Annotated in this window: 22 protein-coding genes and 1 tRNA gene; 12 read left to right on the plus strand and 11 right to left on the minus strand. The window is 41.4% G+C overall.

The window, feature by feature from the left end; all coding sequences use genetic code 11:
• The first annotated feature begins 40 nt into the window (after nt 1-40).
• Both LEP1GSC192_RS06350 and rsmA read left to right on the plus strand, forming a co-directional pair.
• Nucleotides 41-1,933 (plus strand): ComEC/Rec2 family competence protein, encoded by a 1,893-nt coding sequence (locus LEP1GSC192_RS06350; protein WP_020769235.1) that lies wholly within the window; start codon nt 41-43, stop codon nt 1,931-1,933.
• Nucleotides 1,905-2,783: a 16S rRNA (adenine(1518)-N(6)/adenine(1519)-N(6))-dimethyltransferase RsmA gene (gene rsmA, locus LEP1GSC192_RS06355; RefSeq protein WP_036089216.1), complete on the plus strand. Its 879-nt coding sequence runs from the start codon at nt 1,905-1,907 to the stop codon at nt 2,781-2,783. The genes LEP1GSC192_RS06350 and rsmA overlap by 29 nt, the downstream gene beginning before the upstream one ends.
• A 34-nt stretch (nt 2,784-2,817) precedes the next feature.
• Here rsmA and rsgA read toward each other — a convergent pair whose 3' ends face one another.
• The 4 genes from rsgA to LEP1GSC192_RS06375 form a co-directional block, all read right to left on the minus strand.
• The gene (gene rsgA / locus LEP1GSC192_RS06360; protein ID WP_020769046.1) at nt 2,818-3,945 is read right to left on the minus strand and encodes a ribosome small subunit-dependent GTPase A; all 1,128 of its coding nucleotides are present in this window, start codon (nt 3,943-3,945) and stop codon (nt 2,818-2,820) included.
• A 247-nt stretch (nt 3,946-4,192) separates the two neighbouring features.
• Complete coding sequence (locus LEP1GSC192_RS06365; protein ID WP_020769162.1) at nt 4,193-5,716, minus strand: HDOD domain-containing protein; 1,524 nt, start codon at nt 5,714-5,716, stop codon at nt 4,193-4,195.
• Between the two features lie 85 nt (nt 5,717-5,801).
• Entirely contained in the window at nt 5,802-6,617 is an 816-nt protein-coding gene (locus tag LEP1GSC192_RS06370; protein ID WP_020769255.1) for an ABC-2 family transporter protein, read from the minus strand.
• Entirely contained in the window at nt 6,614-7,534 is a 921-nt protein-coding gene (locus tag LEP1GSC192_RS06375; RefSeq protein WP_020769248.1) for an ABC transporter ATP-binding protein, read from the minus strand. The genes LEP1GSC192_RS06370 and LEP1GSC192_RS06375 overlap by 4 nt, the downstream gene beginning before the upstream one ends.
• Before the next feature lie 99 nt (nt 7,535-7,633).
• Between LEP1GSC192_RS06375 and sixA the strand changes: the two genes are divergently transcribed.
• Together sixA and LEP1GSC192_RS06385 are read left to right on the plus strand one after the other, a co-directional pair.
• Complete coding sequence (gene sixA, locus LEP1GSC192_RS06380; protein WP_020769166.1) at nt 7,634-8,116, plus strand: phosphohistidine phosphatase SixA; 483 nt, start codon at nt 7,634-7,636, stop codon at nt 8,114-8,116.
• A 79-nt stretch (nt 8,117-8,195) separates the two neighbouring features.
• Nucleotides 8,196-8,267 (plus strand) — tRNA-Pro (locus tag LEP1GSC192_RS06385).
• A 24-nt stretch (nt 8,268-8,291) separates the two neighbouring features.
• On the opposite strand, the gene LEP1GSC192_RS06390 is transcribed toward LEP1GSC192_RS06385, so the two are convergent.
• Nucleotides 8,292-9,122 (minus strand): penicillin-binding transpeptidase domain-containing protein, encoded by an 831-nt coding sequence (locus LEP1GSC192_RS06390; protein ID WP_020769031.1) that lies wholly within the window; start codon nt 9,120-9,122, stop codon nt 8,292-8,294.
• A gap of 34 nt (nt 9,123-9,156) precedes the next feature.
• On the minus strand, nt 9,157-9,414 hold the full coding sequence (locus LEP1GSC192_RS06395) for a hypothetical protein (RefSeq protein ID WP_020769310.1): 258 nt from the start codon (nt 9,412-9,414) through the stop codon (nt 9,157-9,159).
• A gap of 121 nt (nt 9,415-9,535) precedes the next feature.
• Between LEP1GSC192_RS06395 and LEP1GSC192_RS06400 the strand changes: the two genes are divergently transcribed.
• The gene (locus LEP1GSC192_RS06400) at nt 9,536-10,576 is read left to right on the plus strand and encodes a hypothetical protein (RefSeq protein WP_020769376.1); all 1,041 of its coding nucleotides are present in this window, start codon (nt 9,536-9,538) and stop codon (nt 10,574-10,576) included.
• 35 nt (nt 10,577-10,611) lie between these two features.
• On the plus strand, nt 10,612-11,106 hold the full coding sequence (locus LEP1GSC192_RS06405) for an acyl-CoA thioesterase (RefSeq protein ID WP_020769189.1): 495 nt from the start codon (nt 10,612-10,614) through the stop codon (nt 11,104-11,106).
• 173 nt (nt 11,107-11,279) lie between these two features.
• Here LEP1GSC192_RS06405 and LEP1GSC192_RS06410 read toward each other — a convergent pair whose 3' ends face one another.
• From LEP1GSC192_RS06410 to LEP1GSC192_RS06420, 3 genes are all read right to left on the minus strand, one after another.
• A complete protein-coding gene (locus tag LEP1GSC192_RS06410) occupies nt 11,280-12,776 on the minus strand; it encodes a glycosyltransferase family 39 protein (RefSeq protein ID WP_020769050.1) in 1,497 nt (498 codons plus the stop codon).
• A gap of 22 nt (nt 12,777-12,798) precedes the next feature.
• Nucleotides 12,799-13,134 carry an STAS domain-containing protein gene (locus LEP1GSC192_RS06415; protein ID WP_020769420.1) on the minus strand — a complete coding sequence of 112 codons (336 nt, stop codon included), beginning with the start codon at nt 13,132-13,134 and terminating at the stop codon, nt 12,799-12,801.
• A gap of 180 nt (nt 13,135-13,314) precedes the next feature.
• On the minus strand, nt 13,315-13,899 hold the full coding sequence (locus LEP1GSC192_RS06420) for a tyrosine-type recombinase/integrase (RefSeq protein ID WP_020769218.1): 585 nt from the start codon (nt 13,897-13,899) through the stop codon (nt 13,315-13,317).
• A gap of 498 nt (nt 13,900-14,397) precedes the next feature.
• Here LEP1GSC192_RS06420 and LEP1GSC192_RS06425 point away from each other — a divergent pair, with 498 nt between their 5' ends.
• Complete coding sequence (locus LEP1GSC192_RS06425) at nt 14,398-15,438, plus strand: hypothetical protein (protein ID WP_020769128.1); 1,041 nt, start codon at nt 14,398-14,400, stop codon at nt 15,436-15,438.
• A gap of 2 nt (nt 15,439-15,440) precedes the next feature.
• On the opposite strand, the gene LEP1GSC192_RS06430 is transcribed toward LEP1GSC192_RS06425, so the two are convergent.
• Nucleotides 15,441-17,855 (minus strand): ATP-binding protein, encoded by a 2,415-nt coding sequence (locus tag LEP1GSC192_RS06430; protein ID WP_020769004.1) that lies wholly within the window; start codon nt 17,853-17,855, stop codon nt 15,441-15,443.
• A 260-nt stretch (nt 17,856-18,115) separates the two neighbouring features.
• Nucleotides 18,116-18,547, minus strand: coding sequence for an SET domain-containing protein (locus tag LEP1GSC192_RS06435; RefSeq protein ID WP_020769273.1), 432 nt, complete (start codon nt 18,545-18,547; stop codon nt 18,116-18,118).
• Nucleotides 18,548-18,772: 225 nt separating this feature from the next.
• On the opposite strand from LEP1GSC192_RS06435, the gene LEP1GSC192_RS06440 reads away from it, so the two are divergent.
• From LEP1GSC192_RS06440 to LEP1GSC192_RS06460, 5 genes are all read left to right on the plus strand, one after another.
• Nucleotides 18,773-19,258 carry an RNA pyrophosphohydrolase gene (locus tag LEP1GSC192_RS06440; protein ID WP_020769416.1) on the plus strand — a complete coding sequence of 162 codons (486 nt, stop codon included), beginning with the start codon at nt 18,773-18,775 and terminating at the stop codon, nt 19,256-19,258.
• On the plus strand, nt 19,255-19,683 hold the full coding sequence (locus tag LEP1GSC192_RS06445; protein ID WP_020769222.1) for a globin: 429 nt from the start codon (nt 19,255-19,257) through the stop codon (nt 19,681-19,683). The genes LEP1GSC192_RS06440 and LEP1GSC192_RS06445 overlap by 4 nt, the downstream gene beginning before the upstream one ends.
• 37 nt (nt 19,684-19,720) lie before the next feature.
• Nucleotides 19,721-20,008, plus strand: coding sequence for an acylphosphatase (locus LEP1GSC192_RS06450; protein WP_020769196.1), 288 nt, complete (start codon nt 19,721-19,723; stop codon nt 20,006-20,008).
• A gap of 85 nt (nt 20,009-20,093) precedes the next feature.
• Nucleotides 20,094-21,218, plus strand: coding sequence for a hypothetical protein (locus LEP1GSC192_RS06455; RefSeq protein WP_020769131.1), 1,125 nt, complete (start codon nt 20,094-20,096; stop codon nt 21,216-21,218).
• Between the two features lie 101 nt (nt 21,219-21,319).
• A complete protein-coding gene (locus tag LEP1GSC192_RS06460) occupies nt 21,320-23,236 on the plus strand; it encodes a gamma-glutamyltransferase family protein (RefSeq protein WP_020769268.1) in 1,917 nt (638 codons plus the stop codon).
• Nucleotides 23,237-23,242: the final 6 nt, after the last annotated feature.

Below are 23,242 nucleotides of genomic sequence, written 5' to 3' on the forward strand. Positions count from 1 at the left end.
ATTCCGCGTGCGATCCCGACATCCCGAGACAGGTATTCGTATGGGCGAATACTTGGAACAAAACTACCGAGACTGGATCCCGTCCTCCTTATTTTCCTATCTAATCCTTGGACTTTTATCCGCTTTATTTCTAGATATTTTCTTTCCGGACCTCGTCATAGTTTGGACGGCGATACATTCAATTAGTATAATATTCTTTTCTCTTTCATTTTCCTCAGGAAAAAAGATCTCCAGCTTTTCTTGGGGAGTGATCTTATTTTTTATTTTAGCGATCTTCGGTTACACCAAAAGATCCGCTCCTTTTTTAGAAGAATCCGGTTTCTGGAAAAAACAATTCTCCCAAAAGATCAACCAAACATTGGATAAAGCAAAGATAGAAGGTAGAGCCAAGGAAATTTCCTTAGGATTGGTTTTAGGAGATGCAAAAGGTTTAGACAAAGAATTTAAGAAGAATGCTAGAGAAGGAGGGATTTTACATTTATTCGCAGCCTCAGGCCTACACTTGGGAATTTTAATCGGATGTATGTTTGTGATCCTAAAACGAATTCCTTTTTTAGGATATTATATTCCGAGAATACTCCCTGTGCTATTGGGACTCATTTACTTAACCTGTTTAGGTTTTCCGATCTCACTTGCAAGAGCATGGATATTCGCAACCTGGATACTCTTACAATCATTGTTTTTTAGAAAATCTAGACCAGCAGATCTATTGATCTCTTCTGTCGGACTAGTTTATCTTTGGGACCCGGTTCGTTCTTTCGGAGTTTCTTTTTTACTTTCTTTCGGTGCAGTATCAGGCATTCTACTTTTGCTTCCTATTTTCCAGAAATGTATTCCCCCCATACCGGAAGATAAAACGATCCTAAGTCGATTTTTAGGTTTTTGGAAAGAAAATCTTTTGGTTTCCTTATCCGCAGGGATAGGCACTTTACCTTCTTTAATTTATTTTTTTGGGACCTATAGTTTCGGTTCTCTGGGTTTAAATCTGATCTTGGTCCCAATCTGCGGGATATTACTTCCTCTATTATATTTTTCTTTATCATTAGAATCAGTGCATCTTTCCTTACTCGCCAAACCGTTCTGGCAGATCGTTTTATTCCTTTTGGAAATATTAGAAAAGGTGACTCTCTATTGGGGTGAATCGAATTGGAATTGGGTGTATCATTATCGAGGACCCACAAAGTTTTTCGGTTTAGTGATCTGGTTTTTATTCTTAAACTTCTTATTCTTATGGAAATTGCTCGCTTCCGATAAAATCGAGAATTCCAACTTAGATCTTTCTGATTCCGTAAAGAATAAGACCCGTACTCACCCATTACTCAAGAACATCTGGATCTTGGGATTTTGTATCTGTTGCGGTTTCCAATTTTTATTGGCGAATTCTTCCACTTGGATACGGCTTCCCGATGTATTTTTCGGAGATCGATTCACCTTTTTGGTCCAAGAAAAGAACAGATTAGTTCTTGCAGGAAAATGTAAGTATAGTTCCAAAATTCTGTATAAGTCCTTGGGCAAAGATCCGGAAAGATTCTGCGGAAATTCCAAAACAAGAAACGAGATCTATATTGAACATGAATCCTGCTTGGAATGGATCTCCGAATGTTTAAGAAGAAACCAAAACCTATCCCTGAAATACGGAGGAAAAGAAAAACCTAAGACCGCAGGTTTTGAAAATTGGATCTTAGTCCCTAGGTTCGTGGAATTTCAACTTCCGGACCCAGGCCAAAAACTGATCCGATTCGAAGTCGGAAAAGATTCCCTTCTCACTTTAGCAAACCGGACAAAAAAAGGAGAAGGGATCATACTCATCCTTTCCAGATTTGGGATGAAAGATGATCCGAGAGACTGGAATCGATTTAGAAAACAGCTTGGAATCGCTCCCGGTTGGAAGTTTATTGGAAGTGATGAACTCCCCGGAATACCCGTTTTATAAACCCAATATAATCCGGGAATTCTTATCCGAACGATCTTCTGCTCCGCTTAAAAAATGGGGGCAAAACTTTCTAATCGATCCAAACGCCGTAAAAACTTTATTCTCCAGCGCAGCTCCGGAACTGATCGACAGAGCGGAACTGATCCTGGAAATCGGCCCGGGTTTAGGAGCACTCTCCCACATACTCTACGGCCTCGGAAAAAAGCTGAGATTGTACGAGATCGATCCGGTATATTATAAATGGCTAAATGAATTCCTTCCTGGAACGGAAATCATTTTAGGAGATGCGAGAGAAACATTATCCGAACAAGAAAATAGCTCCTGTTTTTTATTCGGAAATCTGCCTTATTATATCACTTCCGAACTCATACTTCTTTCATTGGAAAAGCTTCCGAATTTGTTAGGAGCGGTCTTTTTGGTACAAAAAGAATTCGCGCAAAGAATCACTAAAGAGATCTCTTCTCTTTCTATTTATGCGGGAGCCTACGGAAAATTCCGAAGTAAAAAGACGATCAAGGCTGGATGTTTTTATCCTTCTCCCAATGTGGATTCGAGCGTTCTCACGTTTGTTTCAGACAAAAGATTTTCCCAAAAAACATCTTATCAAGTTTTAGAAATATTATGCAGGACCTTATTTTGGGGCAAAAGAAAAAAGATAGGTTCATCCATCAAAGAAGCCCCATTGGATTCCTTTTATCCGAACGGTCTTCCCCTCCAAATCTCGCATGAAAATTTAAGATCTAAATTGAAGGAATGTTTAGAGTCTGCAGGAATTTCCTTAGATAAAAGACCGGAAGAGTTAAAGGCGGAAGATTTTTATAAGGTTGTGGAGTTTTTTCAGATCGATTAAAAAGAGCAGAGGAGACCCTCTGCTCTCTTCGAAACTAACGATACCTTTCTCGGTCTCGTTGTTGTTGCATTGTTTTTTGTTCTTTGTGGATGGATTTCCACTTCGCTTTTTGTTCTCTGAACTCAACCGAGTTGGGAGCGCTTAAATTCGCGGTCCTTTCCAACTCTCTTTTGAGTTTCAGATAACTTTTGAATCTTTCTTCTGAAATTTTTCCGTTCTCTATCCCAGCCTTCACACCACAATCAGGTTCACTTATATGCGAACAATCATGGAATCGGCAATTTGAAGCCGCTTCGAAAATTTCAGGAAAGGTCTCTTCCAATCCGGAGCCGTCTGACCAAAGTTGAATCTCCCTCATACCTGGAGTGTCTAAGATCCAAGCGCCGGAATCCAAACGGAACATCCATCTATTGGTAGTGGTATGTCTTCCTTTGGAATCCGATTCTCTGACTTCGTTTACGGATCGGATCTTTTCTCCGATCAATAAATTAAGAAGAGAAGACTTACCCACTCCCGACGATCCTATAAAAGCGGAAGTAGATCCGTCTTTCCAAAACGTTTCTAATTCTTCCAAACCTTCTTGTTTATGATTCGAAACGGAGAATACTTCCACACCGGGACAAGACTTTTGAACGATAAGGATCTTCTCTTTAAGTTCTTCTTCTCTACCTGCATACAGATCTTTTTTGGTCAGTACGACTACAGGCGTTGCCTTACTTTCCCAGATCTGTATCAAAGTCCTTTCCAATCTTCTCGGTTGAAAATCCCCGTCCAAACCTTGTAAAAGAAAAATTCGATCCATGTTTGCACAGATCGGATCCGGTCTTAAAGTTTCTCCTTTGACTTTTCGTACGAGTAAACTTCTTCGAGGAAGGACTTTGTGGATAAGATATTCTTCTTCGCTTAATTTTGTGACAAGGACCCAATCTCCCGCAACCGGAAGATCCAAACTAGAATCCGCATTAAAGCGAAGTGCTCCGGTTAAAATTCCGGTTCCTTCTTCCTTTAAACTTCCTAGTTCGAGTCGAAACTCTTGTCCTTGTTCTCCGATAATCCTCGCTGAGATCGGATCGGAGATACGGAGGTCCTCTGCAATTTTGATAAATTCTTTTTCTCTATCCGCATCCCATACGGATAAATTCAAAGATCGTTTTTGATTCATTTTTTTTGCCAAAACCTATAATAGGCTGTCCCAAGCTACTGTAGCAGGATCACGATACTAATCGTTGGCTCCAGTTTTGAGACGGACTATAAATATAGGCAGTCAATCAGACTATTTCATGTAACTCCCCCGTGATACGAGGGTCCTTTGAGGAAAAGGTTGTAAACAATTAGGCAATCATATGCAAACTGGTACTTAGACTTTCGGGCGCTATATAAGGTGTAAAGTTTTTTTTGAGAAGAAACGATTAGGAAGAATATTTCTGGAAGGCTTTATATTCTTCTATGACCTTTTTACCGAACTCCAACCATTCTTCATCCTTCTTAAAACCAAAATGTTGGAGAACTTCCCAGTGAATGGCAGCCGGATCGGCTTTACCATCCAAACAATCTATGATCCAATCGGATAAGTAGACTGCAAATACAATGTCTCTGGATTCTTTTTTGGCCATCAACGGTCTATGGTGGTATTCTGCGGCCACCTTGATCGTATCCGAAAAATTCCATTTTTCGCAGATCATACCTCCTAAGGAAGTATGTGTGATCCCTAGTGCAGCCTCTTCCAAACCTAAGGTAGAAGGTAAAAGTTTTTTGCCGGAGATATCGGTTAACTTTTCAATCGTATCTCCTTCTAAAGAGAGTAAAAGTACAAGCCCAATATTATGAAGAAGTGCGGCACAGACCAGATTGGTCAGGAACGTTTTCTTCCAGCCCATTCGTTCTCCTAATCTCCTGCAAATATAGGCGGAAAGACTGGACATCTCCCAGATATGTTCGAACTCTTTGTATCTTTCTTCCAGGATCTTTTTTGTCCCAAGGCTCAAAAGAATATTATTTAATTCCGATAGACCGATCAGTTTGATCGCATCTTCCAATGTTTCCACCTTTCTTCCTTGTGCAAAAGAGGCGGAGTTGGCGAGTTTTAGGATATTGGTGGATAAGGAAACGTCCCTTCCGACTTGTTCGGTGATCTGTTGGATGGAAGAATCCGGCTTATTGATCAGACTCATGATCTGATTTAGGTTTTCCGGAAATGTGGGAAGTTTATCTATCTCTGCGATAATTTCGACCGTACGTTGGTAGGAAACATTTCGATGTTTGAAGTCCAACGGAATTTTGATATAAGCGGAAGTAATCCCTCCTTCCGCCTTTAACTTATAGGAATCAGCAGCTATCCCTTCGTTCTTTAACATCAGAAGGGACATGGCAAGCCCAAGACCCGCGCCTTCAGAATCGTCGGCGTGATCTGCAAAAACTTCACCCAAGTCGTTGTATTCTTTACTCTTGCCGATCCTGTTCTCTACACGTTTTAATTCTTCCGCAATGATAGGAGCGTTATTCGAAACTCTCATCAAGAAGCTAGTTCGATTAAAGGCCAGAGTGATCAAACAATGGAATTTAACTTTTTCCAACAAGGCTGCATATCTTTCCTTGTCTTTGATCATTTCTTTCTTAAAATTCGCCATCCCTCTAACGTAATCGTCCGGATTGGAAATGTTCAGATTATTTTCGGCGAAAAAGATACGTTTGGAATTTGCCTTAACGGCGTTCATCGCGCTTTCTCTCAAAATAGAAAAAACGGACTCTTTCAAGGAGATCGCATCCAAATAGACTAGGTACCTGTCCAAAAGAACGCTGAGCAGTTTATCCACACTTTTATTCAAGGTGTTAAACCGAATATAGAGAGGATTTAGCTTTTCAATACGTTCGTTTACGTTCCGAACGCTCAGATAGTATCCTTCCTTTTCGAAATGGTACCAATTTATATTCATTTTCGCTCGGCGGAAGGGCCTGCTATATCCTACTGCTGAGCAGGTTTTGTCAACCCTAGATTAAATTCCCCAAACCCCTGAGGGCCTAAATCTCTTTGTGCCGAGTGCTCCACCAAAGTGTGGATTTTAAAATGACGATCCATACTCCTACTTGGACGAAAGAGTAAGGTCCGTAGAAATTTTTCGGATCCGCCTTCCCTAAAAAAAGCGCGAAAGAATGATAAAAAACAGTCCCGACCTGGGGTAGGATCCAGTAGATCGTTTTTAGAACGAATTTTTTAATATCACTCGCTTCTTCGGACAAATCGATGTTTTGGTTATAGGCAACAAAATCCAAAATACAGCTAAAAAGGATGAGACCGAGAGAACTCACGATCGCAAGGGATTGGTTCGAGAAGAGAGTAATTAAAAGTACAAATAAAACAAAAAACGAATACACCATCATCATGGTTCCCTGATACCAAAGAAACTCCCAAGGAATTTCCAGGGAGAACCAGGAGCTGATCCCAAACGTAAGAAGTACGAACAGTAGAACGCAGATCAGTAAAGTGAGTCCCTTACTTCCCACATACGCGAACGGGTCCACTGGACGGCTCAACCATAAAGTATGGACTTGAGAATCCATGTCTTGGCGGAGAAGATCCGAAGTTAGGATCACCAGAAAGACCAGACTCCAAAAAGATGTCAGGATAAAATACATATAAGAAGAAACGCCGTGACTTGTCTCTCCTCCTACCGAAGTGGTGCAGGTCCATTCTCCCAACAGAAAAAATCCGAGAAGAGAAAAATAAAAGAAAATCGCCTTTCGTCTGAGGACCTGGATAAACGTTAGTCGAAGCAGAGTCCCGATCTGACGGAACATGGAGGAGATAAAAAATTTGAAATCAGTCTGAGAACTCAATTTGATCCTCCATTATCTCCGGAGCCTTGGGTAAGTCTAAAGAAAACATCCTCCAAAGATTCGGTCTTCCTTTCGTAGAGAAAAATTTCCGCTCCCTTCTCCACTAAGATCGCAGGTAATTTTTTTAGATCCACTTCAGGCTTAGGACGTATTTCCCAGGTTTTTCCATCTATCTTATGTTCCAAAGAGATCTCTTCCAAATAAGATTCAGGCGCCGATTCCAAACGGATACGGATCCTATCCTTACCCTGTTTTAATTCGTCCAGCTTACCCTGGGCCATTAGATTTCCTTTATGAAGAATGCCTATCTCGGTACAGATCTGTTCAACCTCTAATAAACGGTGAGAGTTGATCAGAATGGTGACTCCTCTCTTCTTGTTTTCTTCTAAAATTAATTCCCTAAATTCCTTATAACCTGCGGGGTCCAAACCTGTGCCAGGCTCATCTAAAAGTAAAAGTTCGGGCTCGGCTCCAAGAGCGTTTGCAAGTCCCAATCTTTGGAGCATACCTTTGGAGTAAGTGGAAATTTTTCGATCTGCGGCTTCTGCCAATCCCAACTTTTCTAAGAATTCATTACTTTTCTTTTTTGCAATAGAAGAAGGCACCAATGCCAGTCTGAAACTTGCTTCTAAAAATTCTTTCCCACTCAAATACGTAGGGATAGCCATTCGTTCCGGAAGATAACCTATCTTAGTTCTGGCAAGCGGAGAAGGTTCCAAACCCAAAACTTTACAATGACCTTCGGTCTGTTTGGAAAACCCGAGTAAGATCCGAACCAAAGTAGTTTTGCCGGCACCGTTTTGACCGAGAAGACCAAAGATCCCGCCTTGCGGAATTTTTAGATCAATTCCTTGTAATGCTTTTACTTTCGGATAAAATTTGCGTAGGTGCTCTATTTCAATTGCAAATTGAGGCATTCAAAAATCCTTAGACCAAGTGCCGGAGACGATAGTTCCATTGCTTCTCGAAGCAATCCTTTTTATTAGAACGCGTACGCACAATTCTACATTTATTCTATGAAGATCATCATAGCCAGACATGGGGAAGCCGATCCCCATTCAGAAGACGGCAAAGATTCCTCCAGGGTTCTTACTCCTAAAGGAATTGCGGATATCGAAAAGATGGCCCGGTTCTTTCAAACCGGATTTAAGATCAAAAAGATCTACCACAGTCCCTATGTTCGCACCAAAACAAGTGCGGAAATTTATACAAAGATCCTGAAACCTGAATTAGAAACCGAATCCGCAGAATATCTTCTTCCCGGAGAAGACTACTTTAGGATCTGTCCCCTTCTCAAAGACAATTCCAACTCGGATGCGATCCTTTTAGTGGGTCATAGCCCGGACGTAAGTGTGTTTGCTGAAACTCTACTGGGAATTTCAGGAGTAGGAAAATCTTTTCTATTCACGCCCGGCTCCGCACTTGCGGTGAATATCCCTAGAGAAAAATTCCAAGGAGGACAGATCATCTGGTTTGTCTCCCCTGATTTTCTTTGCTGATGTATTCTTCTCTCCAAGCTTAGTTCTTAAAAACCGGTTTACATAGGGATCGGTCCCGAAAAATTATACTCTTGAGGACCGGGGTGTAGCGCAGTGGTAGCGCACTTCTCTGGGGGGGAAGGGGTCGCTGGTTCAAGTCCAGTCACTCCGAAAGTCCTCTTTTTACGTCTCTTCTCTATTCCAAACTCGGAATCTTACATCCTGTTAATTCGTAAAATTTTTGGATCGTTTCCATCCTTGATGCCGATTTACTTCTATTTAAGATCGTATATATGACATAATCGTTATCCGATCTTACCAAAGCACCTTGGAACCAAAAACTTCCTTCCCATGACCCGGTCTTACCATACACGTTAGCCTCTCTTTCAGGGCATTCGGACCAGTAAAGAGTCTTTCGCCATTCTTCCATAATGTTCTTAGGAAGTCCATAAGCGTTCTCAAAAATTTTCACCCAGGAAGAATGTATTTTTTGGGGAGCTAATCTTATCTTTCCTCCATGTTTCAAACCGGAAAGATCGATCCACCAATCCTCAACTTTTACATTAGATTTAGAATTTTCTAAATAGCGGATCTTGCGTAGGGTAAGATCCAGTTTTTCTTTTCCCAACTTAGGAAAAACTTTTTCGAAATAATCATTTGAAGAATAGAATAATGCATCTCTTAGATCCAAAAACCTAGGGGAATTCGAAATATGTTTGTCTGAACATTCTATCCTTTCTTGGGGATCGATGCTATGATTCTCCAATAAAGACAAAACCAGATAGGTTTTAAATGTAGAAGCGGGAGAATATTCCCTTTTTAAAAGTGTGGAAGCACCGTAGACCTTTTCGGATCTGGCCTTAGAAGGACTTTGTTCGGTTACAAGAATCAATTCCCCTGAATGAAGTGTTAATTTTTTTGTCGAAAGGTTTTGGGAATGTAATGAAGTAAATAGGAAGAGGGAAGATAGTTGAAAGAGTAAAAAGCGACCTAGTGCGGAATTCCTTCCCTCTGAAAATCGAAACATGATCGTTTCCTATTCCATGGGAAAAATCCGCCCATCATTTCTTCAAAAATTGTTTTAAGATATTCTCCCGAATCTCTTCTATTTTAACGATTCCCCAAGCCAGAGGAACTTTGAATTTTAACGCATTCTCGCTCAGGTCTTTTTCTCCCTGGGCTTTGAGTTCGTCGAATCTCTGCTCCACCTTCTCCTTGCCGTCGTTTAGGTCTTGGAGAAGTTTATCGAAAATCTCTTTCGAAGTCTGGACGGCCCCAATCCCGGCATTGATGATATCGTTTAGTTTTTGGTTGTCCATGCCTTGCTATTCCTTTTTCACTCCATTTTTATGCACTGCACAAAAAATGCAAGAATAAAATTCAATCTCAAACTTTGAATCTGGTTGCCATTGCCGGATTTAGGGCAGATCTTTGGACCCCATGCGAGTTTCCATTCTACCCACAGTATTCGTCGTTATAGGCCTGCTTTTCAGTAATTGTTCCGGAGATGTCAAAGATATCCCTTTAAAAAATTGCTCCAAAATTTCCGGAATGCCAGGCCCGGAAGATTTGGCCATTGATAGAGAGGCGGGACTTCTTTATGTATCTTCTCACGAAAGAAGGATCAAAGACCAAGAAGGAAAGATCTACTTTTTGGACCTGAATTCTTCCCCGCTGGAACCCAAATTATTGGAAGTAGAATATCCAAAAAACTTCAGACCTCACGGGATGAGCCTTCTGAACCAAAACGGAAAATACAGATTATATGTGATCTCTCATATCACATTATACAAAGAACATTCGATAGAAGTTTTTGAAAGAACGGAAAAACCTTCCGCAAAATCCAAGGCTGGAAAATGGAAACATATCCAAACTTTACAAGATCCTTTGATCACAAGTCCTAACGATCTATCCGTCGCATCCGAAAACGAAATTTTTGTTTCCAATGATCATGGTGCAGGAGGGCTGTCCACCTACCTATTCCAGGACCTTTTCAGGATCAGCAGAGCGGAGATCGCTTATTATGACGGAAAAAATTGGTCTTCCTTAGGAAACCCATTATATTACGGAAACGGAATATTATACGTAAAAAGACAGGATGGAAAGGAATATTTATACAGAGCGGGATTCGGGCTCGGAGCGGTATTAAAATTCGATATCAAAAGGGAAAACGGAAAGATCTTATTAGGAGACCCAAAACAGATCGTGCTCGAAGGCGGACCGGACAATCTGGAGATAGATGAAAAAGGAACCATCTTTACTGCCACACATCCGTCCGTAATGAAATTCCTGAGACATGCAAGTAATGCGGAATCTCATTCTCCCACCAAAATATTTAGTATTTCTCCGGATGACTCTATCCAAGAAATTTTTTCCAACTCCGGTGAATTGATATCTGCGGGAAGTACCGCGCTTACATATAAGGAAAGAGTTTATATCGCTCAAGTATTTAACGATTTTATACTGCAATGCCAATTATAAGAACGTAATACCGGGATTGTTCGTCTAAACTTCAGATGTCGGAAGAAATTATCAAAACACCGAAACAATCCGCAGCGGAAACCAGGCATATAGTTATGCCCGACCATACCAATCATTATGGTACCCTTTTCGGAGGGACCTTAATGTCTTGGATAGACTTGATCGCAGTCATGGTTGCGCAAAGACATTGTGGAAGGGAGGCTGTCACTGCAAGTGTTGATAAATTGAATTTTCTGGAGCCCATCTCCTTGGGGGATCATGTGATCTTAAAAGCTTCTGCGAATTATGCGGGAAGAAGTTCTTTGGAAATAGGTGTTCAGGTGTCCAAAGAAAATCCTTATACCGGGATCGTGACCCGCGCTACGACCGCTTATCTCACATTCGTTGCCTTGGACGAGAATAAAAAACCCTGCCCTATCCCCAAGTTGAAACCCGAATCGGAAGTGGAGATCAGAAGATATGAAAACGCGATCCTGCGTCAGGAAGCCAATCGGAACCTTCTCAAAAAGATCAAAGACAATGGAAGATAATCAGAATCTATCTCAAGAGCGTTTAAAAAACGATTCCTTTGAGTGAACTCTTTGCCTGAGAGCGAAGCCAGGATGGCGAAGCGGCCCGGAGGTTTGCACAGGATGTGCAAGCGAAGGGGAAGGCAAGAGTTCACTAAAAGGCTATTTTTAAGTATTTTTGAGATAGATTCTGATTATCTTCTGCGATAGACTTCCGCTTCTACATTTGCCACTTTTCTAAGTGTAGAAGGTTCCGCCGAGATCCTGAATTTTCTGAACTTGGAGGAATTCTCCTCTAAGTATGCCTGCACGAATTCATTTCTTTTTTGGCGCTCAGAGAATACGAACGTATCTATTGAATCCAGAGTTTGTATAAAATCTTCTTTCGGGATTGGAAGTTCTCCGGGAATAAACTCCAATACTTTCAAATTCGGATATTCTTTTCGGATGTGGAAATAAGGATCCGGGATCGCTTGCAGATATATCTTTTTAGAACCTTTGAGTTCCGGTCCCAATACCTCATAAAATCTGTCCTTCAGATCGAACTCGGGATTTCCGAATCCTATTCTTTTGTACGCGTTCACTAAAATTGCTACATTGGAAAATACTAATATAGCTGCGATGAACTGCACTCTTCTACTTCTGATCCTTTCGAAAAAAAATCCTCCCAAAGCAGACAATGGGATACACAAATACATTACGTAATAATATTCGGTGGATAAGATCAAAAAAAATAAGATCGAAACTGTCCAAGCGGAAAAGAAGAATGCGGACTTCGGTTTGTCCTTTATTTCTCCTCGCACCACCCATAATCCGTAGACGAGCGCCAAATAAAAGAATAGTCTCAATCCCGGAGATTCATATCCGCCTAATAATACTTTGATCTTTGTGATCGGTGAGAAAGACTGAAACAGATCTTTTTTTCTTCCGAACTGCGCTCCGAATTGGTAGAAAAAAATTTCCCAATCGGGATGGATCCAAATTCCCCAAGCGATTATCGGCAATGCTCCGCCTAACCAAAACATCCAAACCTTCCAAGCTTTTGCCTGGTGGATCAAAAGTAATGCGGGTACTCCGAAGATCGCCCCGAATGGATGTGATAAAAATGAGATCCCTAAAAAGAATCCGGCTAAGAATGATTCGTATTGTTGGAGAGGAACTTCTCCTTTCCATTTCGCTTTTTTTGCAAGTACTAGTAAAGATAGAAGCGCCCAAAATAGACAAAGAGCTTCCATTCTTGCGGTCCAACCCACTCTTAAGAACAATAGATCCGTGAATAAAAGTAAGGAAGCTCCAAGCCTTGCGATCGGTGAATAATCGAATGTTTTAAGTATAAACCAAAATATCCAGACACTCGCAACGGATAAGATCGCAGCGAATAATCTTAGGACTTCGAGACCTTCTCCCGAAAATCCGATAACCCAACCGTTTAACAAAAAGAAGACGGGAGGCATCCAAAGAGTTTTAGTCTCCATTCCTTTTACTAAACCTTCTAATACTTCCGTGCGGAAGAGGCCATTTTTAGCAAAGTCAAGGGAGGGAGAATAGAATAAAACTTCGTCGGGCCACACGGGCGGGAACTCCAAGCCGGAGATCCTAAAAATTAACAGAGAAAGTACTGATAAAAAGAAAAGACCGATAAGTCCGTAAATTTCGGAAGACCGGTCTTCTGTGCTCGCGGGGGAACCCATTATAAAAAGCACCCCCGGCTTATTATTTTAATGTAGCTAATGCTTCTTGTTCGGTTTCGTAGACTTCGAAAAGATCCAACAATTCCACAACATCGAAAACTTTTTTAACGTTAGGTGTGATATTGCAAAGTTTGAGTTTTCGATTCTGTTTTTCCAGTTCCCGGACCATCCCGACAAAGATCCTGATCCCGGAAGAAGATATATAAGAAATATTTTGCAAGTTAATGACTATATCACCTGTTCCGGCTTGGACATCGTCTAGAAGTTTTGCCTCTACCTCGTCCGAATGAGTGATATCCAGCCTGCCATCCAATTGGACTAGGGTGTGTTTCCCTACTTTTTTCGTTTTAATTTCCAAGCTAGGCTCCGAGCGACGATCCATAAGATCATATTCCGACAAAGAAAATTTCCTTTTTTAGATACAAAAGGGGAACGGAAAGTTCGCCGTAGACTAAAATAGTTAGGAAATGGGGTTTTACAAGAATTTTTTCCCATCTCCTCTATTCTCTCATAGTTGGAAAATCCTAAATTTGGAATATTATGCCGCAGAGCCGTTAATTTCCTCCAATGGAAATATCTTGAGTAGAGGCCGTTTTGGTTTCTTTCCAAGCAAATCTCTGAGGGATTTTTGGGAAGAAAGCCCCAGCTGTTCCTGGATACTTTCCAGATCCCAACCTGCCTCGATCAGGTGAGAAGCCAAACTTCTTCTGAGTCGAAATACCGAAATAGGAAGACCCGTCAGTTCCTCTAGCTTGGAAAACATTTTTTGAACGGTCCTAGGACGAAGTTTGCCCATTCTGCCCGAAAACAAAAAGTCTTCTCCCTGTTTACCCTGAGAAATATACCAAAGATCCCTTCTTAAAGACAGGGGGATGGAAGGATTCCTGGGATTTAAGGTTTGGGAATGGTGGATCAATATTTTATGCTGGGACCAATCCAAATCCTCCACTCGTAAAGAGACTAACTCGGAAAGTTGGAGTCCGAAAGAATACAACATTCGAAACCATAGATAATGATTTTCATGAGTTTTGGAGGCGTTTAGAAGGAGCCGGATCTCTTCCTTGCTTAAAGGCGGATTTTCCTCAGATAGAATTTTTTTCCTGGTACTTTTTTCTTTTTTCATTCGAATACCCTAATGTGATTTTTTTCTCGGAAAATGAAACCTGGGAAAAAGTCTGCAAAGTAGAATTTGCCGTTTCGATCGATTGATTGGCGGAATAGTGGTTACCCGGGCGACTGAAGCGTGGATATACGGTCTGGAATGTGGATTCTCCGTTCCATACGGTATCTTTACCATATATTTCACACGAAGCCGGGAAGGTAAAAAGAGTCCTTTGAAAACAATTTCCTAAAAAAGAAAAACCAGACTTAGAAGAGAAATATTCAGGCTACTGGAAGAATTATACTCTCCGCGTCTTTACGCCTCTGCGAGAGAAAAAAACAGAGAGGAGCGAAGAAAAAACTGGAGACATTGACTCACTGTTCGACACCGATCGTAGCGGAAAGCGAAGCGGATTGAAGCATAGAGCGCGATCACGAGCAAAGCGAGTGAGTCGCCCGACTTTTCAAATCGTCATCGAATTGTTATCCGATCTTAACGAGTCCGGGTTTGGATACAAATATGAAATATTTCTGGAAGGCGGCTAAATTCGCTCTTCATTGCCAATTACCGACTCCGCCAAAAGTCTCAGAACAAGAGATCGTAGTTAAGACGGATCGATTTGAGATCCCCGCAATTCTTTATACTCCAAAGGGGAAATCCTGCGGAACTATTTTAGCGGTAAATGGATTGGCTTACTTAGGAAATAAGGACCCAAGATTCGCGGCGGTTTGTAGATCTGCAGCAGCAGTCGGCTATACTGTCATTTCGCCGTTACTAGTAGAAGTAACACAATTCAGGATCTTAAAAGAAACGATCGAAAAAATAAAAGAGCTGATACTTCATATCTCTTCCAATAAAGAATATTGCCCGGACCAAAAACTTTCGTATATCGCTCCTTCTTTTTCGGGAAGTATGGGACTCATCGCAGCCTCCGATCCGAAAGTGGGAGAAAAGATCTCTTCCATACTCACAATCGGCGCGTATTGTGATGTAAAATCCACTTTGGATTACGTGATGACATCGGATGAGGGCGACGAATACGGAAGAATGATCCTTCTTTACAATTTCGTAAAGTATGCTCTAAAGTCGGACAACCAAGAATTGGAGTTCGCTTTAAAAGCCTGTGTGTTAGACGGAAGTTTTTCCAGAGACACCTTGGAACTTCCTACAGTTTTGGAAAACATCAGCGCGGAAAACAAGGAAGTATTCTTCAAACTTAGAGAAGATAAAAATTTCAGAGAGAGGATCTGGAAAGAGGTCTTGGACAATGCAGGCTCTCAAAGTTCTTTTTTGCAGGAATTGCAAGTAAAGGATAAGCTACATTTATTGGACTGCCATGTTTCCATCGTTCACGGTTTGGGGGACAATGTGGTGCCTGCGAAAGAAGCAATGATCTTAAAAGAAAATCTTCCTCGAAAAAAATCCAAATTAGTGTTAACTCCTTTGATCTCTCACGGGGATGTCGGGATCTCTTTGGCCCAGATACCTGCTATCTACGATTTGGTGCAGGGTTTTGCATTTTTCTTTAAGAACGCTAAAGTAAAAGAAAAGGCGGCTTAACCCTAAAAACTTTTCGTATAAAAGAATTCGATCAGGTCGCGGATCTTGTAGGGTTTTTCCAGAAGATCGTTAATTCCGAGTGCAGAAAGTTTTTCTTTTGTTCCATCCCCGAAATCCGTTCCGGAGACCAAAATTTTCAACTCCGGACATTCTTTTTTGATCGTTTCTAAAAATTCCAAGGAAGAAAGATTTTCAAAATCCAGATCGATCACGGTCAAAACCGCTGAAGACTTGAATTTACTTAATATTTCATGAGCCTTTTTAACGCTATCCGCGCTGATCAATCTAAACCCCAAGGCCGACATTTGGTCTTGTAGGATTTCCGATAAATAAGGGGATTCTTCCACAACCAAAATGATACCTGTAGATCTCTGAGACCCTTTCGTAGGCTTTTCCATTAATTGGGAGGTTTTGGTCTTGGCCACCGGAAAGAACAATCGAATACTCGTTCCGGTTCCTAATTGCGAACTTACTTGCACCATTCCTTCATGATTTTGCATGATCCCATATACCATGGACATTCCAAGCCCACTACCTTGGGTTTTGTTTTTTGTTGTGAAGAAAGGTTCGAATATCCTTTTCCTAGTTTCTTCACTCATTCCTTCTCCGTTATCCGAAATTTCTATACAAAGATAATCTGCCGGTTCCGAAAGTGGAAAAGATTCCCTGATATTTGCTCCTTGTACACCAAAGGCACGTATCGAGATCTCTCCTCCATTCGGAAGCGCATCTCTCGCATTCAAACATAGATTAATAAGCACTTGTTCTAATTGGGAATAATCCCCTACGATTATTGGAAGTCCTTCTTTGTATTCTTTTTTGAATTTTATTTTTTCGGAGAATGTAGGAAGTAAAAGATCGATCGTTTCGTTGATCAGCTGGTCCGCAAATATGGTCTTAAATCCACCTCCTCCCTTTCTTGCCAAGGAAAGCAGTCTTCGAACTATGATCGCTCCCCTTCCTGCAGCCGCATTAATGGAACGGGACATTTCCAATAGAGAAGCGAATTTAGAGGACTCCAATTGTATCCTGGTCGCATAACCGGAAATGATCTGCAGGATATTATTAAAATCGTGAGCGATCCCCCCTGCCAATGTCCCGATCGTTTCCAATTTTTTAGATTCTATAAGTTGGTCTTCCAACTTACGACGGAGAGTATCATCCATTAAATACCCTCGGACAGAATCTATACCTCCCGACTTATCGAATGTGGCGAAATAATTTCCCGTCGTATGGATAGGGAGTCCGTTCTTATCCTGAAAGAATACTTCGTGGGTCTCGAGTCTGGCGCTGATCCGTATTTTTTGTAACAAGAACGAAAAATCTTCATAAGAAGGAAAAAGATCCGCAAAATTCCGAAGAGAGGCTTCCGTTTGGTTCTCGAACCCGAACATCTTTAGAAAGGAAGAGTTCGCGGCCAAAATATTTCCGGAGATGTCCGTGATAAAATTTGCGGAAAGATTTTCTTCGAAAAACTTTCGATATTGTTCTCGGCTCTGAAGAAGTTTACCTTCTATCCTTCTTCTTTTTTGAAGTTCCTTTCTGGAATCGCTTGTGGCTCTTCCAGTTATCAAAGCGACCACACATAAGATCCCCAAGTTTATCAAAAAAATAAGCTGCTTATCGTCCTTAAACCATTGGTAATTTTCGGAACGACCGACCAGAGCAGGAAATACTAAAGTCACTATTTGGACCCAAATATTTGCAGTAAGAGCCATGGTAATCCCATACCTCAATGCTGCCCAAAGAACAAATAACGCGAATACGAACCAATATTCTAAGGAAGGTATGATCGCACCGAAAAACCCGCAGAGTAGAAATACCGAGATAATCTCCGCGATTTTTCTAGGCTTCAGATTTCTGAACCTATTCCTATCCCAACTAGTTTCCCTGTTTTCCCAAGCGCCTTCCGTTTTTGTCCAACCTTTTAGCTCCATCCAAGGAGTAACCCATAGAAGGATAGGGGCGGACACACTCAATGTATCGAATAAAGTGGCAACTAACCCGGATAGACTAGATGCAAACCACTTATCCTGGGGGAGGTCTCCGAATAGAACAAGTCCTCCCGCTACCAAAAATCCGTTACATAAAGAAGCAGGAAAGGCCACCCAGAGTAAAAATCTTACGATCTCTCTCAGGTCAGGTAGCCAAGATTTTCCCTTTTTCCATTTAATAAAAAAGAACCAAGAAACTCCCACCGCCAAAACTTCCCAAAGACAATAGATGGGATATTTATCCACATCGTGAAGTCCCCAGAGGTTGGCGCTGAACAATGCGTTAGCATACATCGCGGGTAATGTGCGAGCCGGTCCCCACCAAAAGCATAGTATGATACCGATTGGGATGGGAAGATAGGATATGGAGATCCCTGTATCCACTTGGAAGGCTAAAGATACCTTGGAAGCGAAATAAAACAAGATTAGCGGAAGGATCCAAGTCCAATAAGGAAGTTCCTTATTTTCAATGTATGGAGCTCTCCCGCTGTTCTTTATGTCGGATAAAAAATTCAGAACCGCACTCCAGGCTCCAATATTCCTTATCGTTTAAAGGGAATCCACTCTTTGCATGAAATATGATTAAAATTAGTGATTCGGATCCCTGAAACTTTTTGTTTCTTTTGGGAAAAAAACTGACTATTCGTTGTTATACGGGCGTTTCGATAGCGTTCTATAGAAATTTAGTTCTGCTCCACCGGAGAGACATCTATATGGATCCAATACTCATCTCCATAATCGAAGAATAATTCCTCGCCCGCTTTGATCTTTCGCATTGCTTCGAATCTTGCGGTCTTCCAGCGAGTAGATACCACTAATCTTACATTCGGTTTGGAACTATGATTGATATAACGGGTATAGTTGGACTCTTTACCTTCTCCATAGATCCAATGATCTTTACAGATCCAAAGTAAATATTTGGACTCACAGTATTTGGCGGAATTGGCCGACTTATCGTCAAGGACCCTTCCGGTATAAAACCCGATAGTATCACCTTTGACCAAATCTTGTTTGGAGAATAATCCCATTCCGATTCCGGGTATCTTGGATTCCTGAATTTCGAAATCCTTCTCTGAAAATACTCGAGGTCTGCGAATTTTATATCTGACCGACATCGTGAGAATTATCTCCTCCTATTGGATCGGAATATTAATCCAAAGAATCTTATGCCTTCTTCTTGTCCATCCGCAATTGATTTATCATATTTTTCTACTGCAAAGAAACAGAGTCTCAATGACTGTCTTGCCTTGTTTAAAAATTTTCCTGAGTTAAGTATCACTTTAGGTCCAAATTTTTTTATAGGCTTGTCTCTCGAATCAATAAAGTAAATCTCTACTAAGATGGACAAACCGTATAGAAAGAACGTGGGAATGGTGGTCTTCAACTCTAAGGGAGAGGTCTTAGTAGGAGAAAGACTGAATTTTAAAGGCTCTTGGCAGTTTCCTCAAGGGGGAATAGATGATGGAGAAGATCCTGACTTAGCCGCTCAAAGAGAACTTTTAGAAGAAGTAGGCATCCAAAACGCTGAGATCGTATATGAATATCCAAGTTGGATCAATTATGATTTTCCGGAGTCCCTACATCTAAGCTCTAATCTAAAAAAGTATAAAGGCCAAACCCAAAAATGGTACCTTCTTTATTGGAATGGTAGAGCGGAAGACTGCAATCTAACGGCACATGAGCAAGAGTTTGAAAGAGTTCGATTTATCCCTTTCCAAGAATGCCTTTCGACCGTGGTCTCATTTAAAAAAGATGTGTATCAAAAACTAGTCCATGAGTTTGAACCTAAGATACTGGACTTTTTAAAGAATGGGTCTTCTGCATGAACGCGACGTTTTATACCCCTCCCGGAGGACCTCCACCTCCGAGTCCTCGCCTTAGAGAATTATTTGCTAAAGTGGGAGAAGATCCCATTCGGGAACTTGTTTCCGTTTTTTATGATCAAATAGCAGTCAGTGAAATTCGTTGGATGTTTCCGGAAAATCTGGAAGAGAGCAAAGTAAAGTCTGCGGACTTTATGGTGCAAGTCCTGGGAGGTCCGCCCTATTACGTTCAAAAATATGGACCTCCAAAAATGAGGGCCCGACATCTTCCATTTCCGATCGACGAAAAAGCAAGAAGGGTTTGGCTTTCCTGCTACCGTAAGGCGATCAAAGACTGGGAAGCGGATGAAGAATCTAAAGAGATCCTCTGGCAGTTTTTACAGGATTTCTCTTCTTGGATGGTAAATAAGGCTTCTTCTCAAGAATGAAAAAGTATAATTTAGTTGTAGGAGTTTCAATAACTGAATGGCTGCAAAAAACGAATCTAGAGCGAAAATTAGGATCCGAGGAACCGTACAAGGAGTTGGTTTTAGATATTTCGTGCTACAAAGAGCGCAAGAGAACCGACTCAAAGGTTACACGATGAATCTTCCTACAGGAGAAGTGGAAGTTGTAGTGGAAGGAGACAAAATTTTTATCGAAGATTTATACAAGGCAGTTCAAAGAGGCCCTTCTAAAGCCAAAGTAACGGAAGCTACGATCCACTGGGAAGACGCTAAAGGTACGTTTAGGACTTTCGAGATCAAACGTTGACCTGATATCCTCTTTGGGGAAACTCGCCGGATTCGATCGAATAAATTTTACTGACGAAACCTGGTTTTTTTCGGAGAGTGACTGTATGCAAGCGAAGGAACCATCTAAAAATAAACTTCTGAACCTTGCTCTCCTCCGAATTCTCGGATCTATCTGTATACTATCGATCTTACAAAACCCGATCTTCTCTGTCACTCCTACGCCTGTTCCTCTTATGAGTCCTGTATATGCCGTACAGGAAGACAAAGGGATCTTAAGACTGATCACCATTTCTTCGATTAACGGGAAAACAGGATTGGTTTATACCGGAACCCAAGAAAAAGGGATCCCGGTCTTTCGGAAACAGAACTATATTCTGTTTAAAACTTCCAAAGATCTGAATTTATTAAACTTAACCAACTCCAAAGTGAAAACAATTAAAGGAACAAGAGACGCGTTCCCCGGGAATAGCGGATTCTTGAAAGATAAATCCATCGTGATCTTCTCCAGAAAAAATTCGGATAGATGGGAAACCGTATTATACGATTATGAAAAGGAGAAGGAGATAAAGTCCCTTCCCGGTTACCAACCGTTCGTTTCTCCGGACCAAAAAAATTTGGTGCTAATTGGCAACGAAGTACGTTACTCGGAACATGGGGAGGAATCTTTACGAGTTCCGATCCACAAATATTCCTTAGAAACTACCGAATTAAAAACCCTAGCTTGGATAGAAAGTGGAAAACTACAGATCACTGACGTATATACGGTTGCAGAAGATCTAGTTATAGTTCGTGTAGCGACGGAGAAGGAAAATCGCCTTTATAAACTTCCTTCTTTGACAGGAGAATTGGTTAAGTTCTCGGATCCATTCTATCCTTTTCCCGTAAATCCTCAGTCCAAAGAACCTATGGAAAATAAGGAACAAGTGAACATCAGTTTTAGTCCTGATGGAAAAGTCCTATCCTTCACTGAAAGAGCGGACGGAAAATTGGGAAACATCGTCGTAGTAGATCTAAAAACCAAACAAAGATACGATTCTTCTTTTGTAGGCTGTTTTCCTGTGGTGAAAAACGGATCCGTTTATTTTTTAGGAGATCCTGAGTTCGTAAAACAATCCAAGGACCAGGAATACAGACCTTATAATAATTACACTCTGTACGAATTGGATTATAAAAAAGACAAGATCCGCTCCATCACTCCAATTTCCGGAAAAGTAGAACTTCTTGAATAACTAAATTCCGCCGATTCCTTTCATCGCCTGCCAACATAAAAAAACCTTGCTCGTTCTTTCGGAAGAATTAGAAAGATCCTCTCGCAGTGAAGAGGAAGGTCATGAAAAAAATCCTAACGTATTCCTTATCAGGGGTCCTAGTAATCGTTCTAGTTCTTGTAATATTCTATTACGTGACTTCCCAACCGGAAGAGACAATGAGGTTCCAAGATCCGTATCATACGGAAAGACCCACAGCCCAAGGGTCCAAGATTATGGTGGCAAGTGGTCATCCTTTGGCCACCAAAGTCGCGTTGGAAATTTTGGAAAAAGGCGGGAATGCCGCGGATGCAGGAGTGGCAGCACTTTTAGTTCTGAACGTAACCCAAGGAGAAGAGGCGTCTTTTCCCGGCGTAGCTCCTCTACTTTACTACGACCAGGCGGATAAAAAAGTACATAGTTATATCGGAGTTGGAACAGCGCCCGCAAAGGCTACGATAGAATATTTTAAGTATAGAGGGCATGAGTCCATTCCAATGTTAAAATATTCCTCTCAATTGGTTCCAGCTTCTCCGGATGTGATAGTCGCATTGCTGAAAAAGTATGGTACGAGATCTTTTGAAGAAGTGAGTAAGCCCGCCATTCAAATTGCGGAAGAAGGATTCCCGGTTCATAGAATTCTAATGAGGAATCTGAACATAGGCGTTTTCAAAAGATTAGGCCTCAAATTTTTACTTCCTTACAATGCAAAAATTTATGTCGGAGACAAATGGTGGAAACCGCTCCATCCCGGAGAAAAATTCAAAAGGCCTGCGTTATCCGCAACACTGAAAGAGTTGGCAGAAGCTGAAAAGGCCGCTTCTTCTTCCGGAAAAAACCGCGCAGATTCTTTAGAAGCGGTAAGAGATTATTTCTATAAAGGACCGATCGCTGATAAGATCGCTAAGGCTCATGCGGAACATGACGGCACCATGGTAAAATCGGATCTAGCGAGATATAGCGCCGACTGGGAAGTCCCTTTACATGGAAATTACGGACCTTATACCATCTTCTCCAATCGGACTTGGAACCAAGGAGCAGTTGTTCCGATTGTCCTCCAAATTTTAGAAGGAATAGATCTTAAATCCATGGGCCATAATTCCAAGGAGTATGTTCATACGGTGGTGCAGGCGATCGAACTCGCGATGGCGGATCGTGAAAAATATTTCGGAGACCCGGCGTATGTTTCCGTTCCGGAGAAGGGTCTTCTTAGTAAAGAGTACGCGGCAGAAAGAAGGAAATTATTACAATCCAAAGCTTTCGGAAAAACTCCTCCGCCGGGAGATCCATTCTTATTCGAATCTACTGCAAATTCAAAAAAGAAAACATATCCAAAAGAAGAACGGATTGTTTTGAATGAAGAAACTTTTTTGGATCTTACTCCCAGTTTTTGGGAAAGAACGGAATCCGGAAAAATAGGAAGAGATACGACTTATTTAAGTATCATCGATTCTAAAGGAAATTCTTTGTCCTTAACTCCCAGCGATTTCCCTCAATCTCCTATTATCGAAGGTGATATTACATTAGGGATTAGAATGACCCAGTTCCGTTTGGATCCGAACCATCCTTCCTCGCTGGTCCCGGGAAAAAGACCTACAATTACGCCTAACGCATCGATGGTATTCAAGGACGGAAAATTCTGGATGAGTTTTGGAACCCCGGGCGGAGACATGCAAACGCAAGCGGTGGTCCAAGTATTCTTAAATATAGTTGTTTTCGGAATGAACCCGCAAGACGCGGTTAATGCTCCTCGTTTCCGTTCCTTGAACTGGCCGGACGCCTTCTCCCCTCATAAATATTATCCTGGAAGAATAGAATTAGAAGAAGAGATCTATAGAAAAGAAGGAAAAGGTCTTGAAGCTCTCGGTTACGAAGTCAAAGAAAGGGAAAAATGGGAATACGATTTCGGAGCTCCCTGTATTTCTTTAAAAGATCCTAAAACAGGAATTTTATACGGCGGGGCCGATCCCAGGAAAGAATCCTGGGCGGAAGGAAAATAAAAAGAG

This window comes from Leptospira sp. B5-022 (assembly GCF_000347035.1).
GTDB classification, from domain to species: domain Bacteria; phylum Spirochaetota; class Leptospiria; order Leptospirales; family Leptospiraceae; genus Leptospira_B; species Leptospira_B cinconiae.

Coding starts and splice junctions, on each gene's coding strand:
- LEP1GSC192_RS06405 (WP_020769189.1), top strand. CDS start 10,612: ATGTCGGAAGAAATTATCAAAACACCGAAACAATCCGCAGCGGAAACC.
- LEP1GSC192_RS06375 (WP_020769248.1), bottom strand. CDS start 7,534: ATGCCTCAATTTGCAATTGAAATAGAGCACCTACGCAAATTTTATCCG.
- LEP1GSC192_RS06410 (WP_020769050.1), bottom strand. CDS start 12,776: ATGGGTTCCCCCGCGAGCACAGAAGACCGGTCTTCCGAAATTTACGGA.
- LEP1GSC192_RS06350 (WP_020769235.1), top strand. CDS start 41: ATGGGCGAATACTTGGAACAAAACTACCGAGACTGGATCCCGTCCTCC.
- LEP1GSC192_RS06460 (WP_020769268.1), top strand. CDS start 21,320: ATGAAAAAAATCCTAACGTATTCCTTATCAGGGGTCCTAGTAATCGTT.
- LEP1GSC192_RS06425 (WP_020769128.1), top strand. CDS start 14,398: ATGAAATATTTCTGGAAGGCGGCTAAATTCGCTCTTCATTGCCAATTA.
- LEP1GSC192_RS06455 (WP_020769131.1), top strand. CDS start 20,094: ATGCAAGCGAAGGAACCATCTAAAAATAAACTTCTGAACCTTGCTCTC.
- sixA (WP_020769166.1), top strand. CDS start 7,634: ATGAAGATCATCATAGCCAGACATGGGGAAGCCGATCCCCATTCAGAA.
- LEP1GSC192_RS06435 (WP_020769273.1), bottom strand. CDS start 18,547: ATGTCGGTCAGATATAAAATTCGCAGACCTCGAGTATTTTCAGAGAAG.
- rsmA (WP_036089216.1), top strand. CDS start 1,905: ATGAACTCCCCGGAATACCCGTTTTATAAACCCAATATAATCCGGGAA.
- LEP1GSC192_RS06395 (WP_020769310.1), bottom strand. CDS start 9,414: ATGGACAACCAAAAACTAAACGATATCATCAATGCCGGGATTGGGGCC.
- rsgA (WP_020769046.1), bottom strand. CDS start 3,945: ATGAATCAAAAACGATCTTTGAATTTATCCGTATGGGATGCGGATAGA.
- LEP1GSC192_RS06390 (WP_020769031.1), bottom strand. CDS start 9,122: ATGTTTCGATTTTCAGAGGGAAGGAATTCCGCACTAGGTCGCTTTTTA.
- LEP1GSC192_RS06420 (WP_020769218.1), bottom strand. CDS start 13,899: ATGAAAAAAGAAAAAAGTACCAGGAAAAAAATTCTATCTGAGGAAAAT.
- LEP1GSC192_RS06440 (WP_020769416.1), top strand. CDS start 18,773: ATGGACAAACCGTATAGAAAGAACGTGGGAATGGTGGTCTTCAACTCT.
- LEP1GSC192_RS06445 (WP_020769222.1), top strand. CDS start 19,255: ATGAACGCGACGTTTTATACCCCTCCCGGAGGACCTCCACCTCCGAGT.
- LEP1GSC192_RS06450 (WP_020769196.1), top strand. CDS start 19,721: ATGGCTGCAAAAAACGAATCTAGAGCGAAAATTAGGATCCGAGGAACC.
- LEP1GSC192_RS06400 (WP_020769376.1), top strand. CDS start 9,536: ATGCGAGTTTCCATTCTACCCACAGTATTCGTCGTTATAGGCCTGCTT.
- LEP1GSC192_RS06365 (WP_020769162.1), bottom strand. CDS start 5,716: ATGAATATAAATTGGTACCATTTCGAAAAGGAAGGATACTATCTGAGC.